3 protein-coding genes are annotated in these 1,712 nt (G+C 68.1%); all 3 read left to right on the top strand.

Annotated features, from left to right (window positions below; translation table 11 throughout):
* Nucleotides 1–466, top strand: a 466-nt coding sequence (locus tag ACOVRJ_RS18830; protein ID WP_422045361.1) for a transposase, incomplete at its 5' end; no start/stop codon positions are given.
* Nucleotides 463–807, top strand: a complete 345-nt coding sequence (gene tnpB, locus ACOVRJ_RS18825) for an IS66 family insertion sequence element accessory protein TnpB (protein ID WP_422045360.1) — start codon at nucleotides 463–465, stop codon at nucleotides 805–807. The genes ACOVRJ_RS18830 and tnpB, both read left to right, overlap by 4 nt.
* A gap of 295 nt (nucleotides 808–1,102) precedes the next feature.
* On the top strand, nucleotides 1,103–1,712 hold a 610-nt coding region (locus ACOVRJ_RS18820; protein WP_422045359.1), incomplete at its 3' end, for an IS66 family transposase.

Genomic DNA, 1,712 nt, shown 5'->3' with positions numbered 1-1,712 from the left:
TGAAGGCACTGTGACGATGGTGCCCACTTATTTGAATAGGTGGGCACTTATGCATCCCAAGTCATCGCGTCGGGTACACGGCGCAGAGTTCAAGGCTCAAGTGCTGGCCGAGTGCCAGGACTCGGGCATGTCGGTGGCGGCTGTGGCGCTGGCGCACGGCCTGAACGTCAATCTGGTTCGCAAGTGGCTCGCCGGCCGTGACATCAAGCGCGCGGGACTGGCCGCGCCCCGCCAGGTCGTGCCGTCACCGCCGGTCATGCAATTTATCCCAGTAGAGATGGCCTGTGCGAGGGGTGTGGCTGCTCCCGGTGAGTCTGCCGCCCGTGGGGCGATGGATGTTCAGGCGCAAGACATCGTCATCGAACTGCGCCGTGGCGGCGCGCAGCTGGCGGTGCGCTGGCCCTCGTCGTCGGCGGGGACCTGCGCGGGCTGGCTCAGCGAGCTGGTACACAAGGCGCTGAAGTGATCCGAATCGACGCGCTGTGGCTGTGCGCGCAGCCGGTGGACATGCGCGCCGGCGCCGACCGGCTGCTGACGGTGGTGGTCAACACGCTGGGCGAAGCCCACGCCCACCACGGCTACCTGTTCGCCAATGCTCGAGCCAGTCGGCTCAAGCTACTCGTGCACGATCGCTTCGGCGTGTGGTGCGCCACGCGGCGGTTGCACGCTGGCCGCTTCGTCTGGCACACGCCGCAGGCGGGCGCGGCATCGCACGCTTTGCAGCTCAGCACCGAGCAGTTCGAGGCGCTGACGCTGGGCCTGCCCTGGCAGCGCTTGGGCGAACTGGCCACCATCCGGCGCTGCTGATCGCGCCACACGGTCGCCATTCGGCCGTTGACATCGCAAGTGCTGATTGCGCTGCAGTGCTGCAAGCGGCACCATGCTGCGCATGCCCGTTGAAGCCGCCGACGCGATCGATCTGACGAGCCTGCCAGCTGAGGCGGCCGCGCTCATCGAACGTCTGTAAAAGCGGGCTGCAGCCGATGCGCAGGAACTGGCCCGCCGCGACCGCGAGATCACACTGGCACGGGTCAAGATCGACAAGCTCAACTTCGAGCTTGCGCGGCTCAAGCGCTGGAAGTTCGATGCCAAGACCGAGGCCATGACCGCAGCCCAGCGGCTGCTGTTCGCCGACACCCTGGCCGAGGACGAAGCCAGCTTGCAGGCGAAGCTGGCCGAGCTGCAGCGCGAGCTGCCAGACACACCCAAGGCGCCGAAGGCACCGCCGCGCCGGCCGCGTCGCCAGGCCCTGCCCGAGCACCTGGAGCGAGTCGAGCACCGCCACGAGCCCGAGGACACCACCTGCCCGAACGCGGACTGCGGCCGGCCGATGCAGCGCATTGGCGAGGACGTCAGCGAGAAGCTGGACATCATCCCGGCAAAGTTCTTCGTGCACCGGCACATCTACGGCAAGTGGGCGTGCAAGTGCTGCCAGCAGGTTCGCCAGGAGCCTGCCGAGCCTGACGTGATCGACGGCGGCATCCCGGCTGCCGGCCTGGTGGCGCACACGCTGATCAGCCGCTTCGTCGACCATCTGCCGTACTACCGGCAGGCACCGATCAACGCGCGCTCGGGCGTGCACACGCCACGCTCGACGCTGGCGTCCTGGGGCGGCGCCGGCGGAGCATCGCTGGAGCCGCTGTTCGAGTTGCAGCGGCGCTTCATCCTCAGTTGCCGGGTGCTGCACGCCGACGAGACGCCGCTGCCGCTGC

Origin of the sequence: Roseateles sp., from assembly GCF_049240545.1 — a bacterium.
Lineage (GTDB): Bacteria > Pseudomonadota > Gammaproteobacteria > Burkholderiales > Burkholderiaceae_C > Paucibacter_A.
The sequence above is the reverse complement of the archived record's forward strand: the minus strand, read 5'-3'. Positions and strand labels throughout refer to the sequence as shown.